Below are 1,349 nucleotides of genomic sequence, written 5' to 3'. Positions count from 1 at the left end.
CCCCCCGCCCCCGCCCAGGCCACGGTCTGATCCGGCCCCGTAGGACTCCAAGGAAGCGACCGACACCGCGATGAACATCGACATCGACTGGAACGCACTCGGCCAGGTTTTCGGCACCACCCTGCTGTTCACCATCGCCCTCGTCGGGGTGTTCACCCTGGGCATCCTGGGCACCGCCCGCAGGTCCGGGCAGTCCGCCGGCGAGACCAGTGAGACCGCAGTGGCCACCGCGGGCGGCCCCTCGGCCGCGGTGCGCGCCGGCGCGTACGCGTGCTACGCGCTGTGCGCGGCGGCCGTCGGGTACGGCATCTACATCATCGTGGCGGGCTGACCGCCCCACGACAGCACGGGCCCGGGCCCCGGCGAACACGCCGGCGCCCGGGCCCGCGGTGTGTGCCGGGGCACGCCACGTACGCGGTGGCGCGTGACCACCGCCGGAAGGCTCACGCACGCCGCCACGGAGTGGGCGGATGTCGCCGGCCGAGCGTCTGCCCGGGCTCCGTCGCAGGTCAGCGGTGAGTTGACGGCTGTCCTCGGGCATGGTGGACTTCCGGAGCCAAACGGCGGCAGGAGAGGAAGCCGGTGCGAGTCCGGCGCGGTCCCGCCACTGTCACCGGGGAGCGCTCCGCCAGTTCAGTACGGCCACGGTCCATCACCACGATGGGCGGGAAGGCCCGGGGGAAGCGCCGATCCGGGAGCCAGGAGACTCTCACCGCCGGTCACGTCGAACCAGGGCGCGGACCCTGAGTGAGGACACAGCGCCATGCCCGGCACCGTCACCCGGCCCTCTCCCCCTGCTCCGTCGCCGCTTCCCCGCCGAGGCGGTACGGCGGTCTGACCGATGCGTGCCGATCACGCCACCTCCTTCGCGTGCGGCGCCGCCCTCGGCTTCGCCCTCGACCTGGCGGTCGGGGATCCCCTGCGGGGGCATCCGGTGGCCGTCTTCGGACGTGCCGCGGCGGCCGTGGAGCGGCGGCTGTGGCACGACCACCGCGGCTGGGGCGCGCTGCACACCCTGGTGTGCGCCGGGGGCGCCACCGCCGGGGCCGCGCTGCTGACCCATGCCGTACGCCGGCCCGCCCGTGCCACCACACCCGGCCGGTACCCGGTGGGGCGCGCCCTCGCGCCCACCGTGCGCGCCCTGGCCGGAGCCGCCACGCCCGCGACGGTCCGCACCCTGGCCCACGCCATGGCGCCCACGGCGCACGCGCCGGCCGCCACAGTGGGCACCCTGGCCGGGGCCATCACGCCCACCGTGGGCGCCCTGGCCGGGGCCGCCGCGCCCGCGGCGGTGCGCACCCTCACCCACGCCACCACGTCCACGGCACAGGCCCTGGCCTCCCTGATAC

The 1,349-nt window shown here is 76.1% G+C and carries 2 protein-coding genes and 1 riboswitch; both genes read left to right on the top strand.

Features of this window, described 5'->3' with window-relative positions; all coding sequences use genetic code 11:
- Positions 1-76 precede the first annotated feature (76 nt).
- Positions 77-331, top strand: a complete 255-nt coding sequence (locus E4099_RS32090) for a hypothetical protein (RefSeq protein WP_135342598.1) — start codon at positions 77-79, stop codon at positions 329-331.
- Between the two features lie 242 nt (positions 332-573).
- A riboswitch (cobalamin riboswitch) is annotated at positions 574-708 on the top strand.
- Positions 709-841: 133 nt separating this feature from the next.
- Positions 842-1,349 (top strand): cobalamin biosynthesis protein (locus E4099_RS34720; protein ID WP_342451964.1); only part of this gene is annotated, 508 nt, incomplete at its 3' end.

Origin of the sequence: Streptomyces palmae (assembly GCF_004684805.1) — a bacterium.
Classification (GTDB): Bacteria; Actinomycetota; Actinomycetes; order Streptomycetales; family Streptomycetaceae; genus Streptomyces; species Streptomyces palmae.
This window is presented reverse-complemented; position numbering and strand designations above follow the sequence as displayed.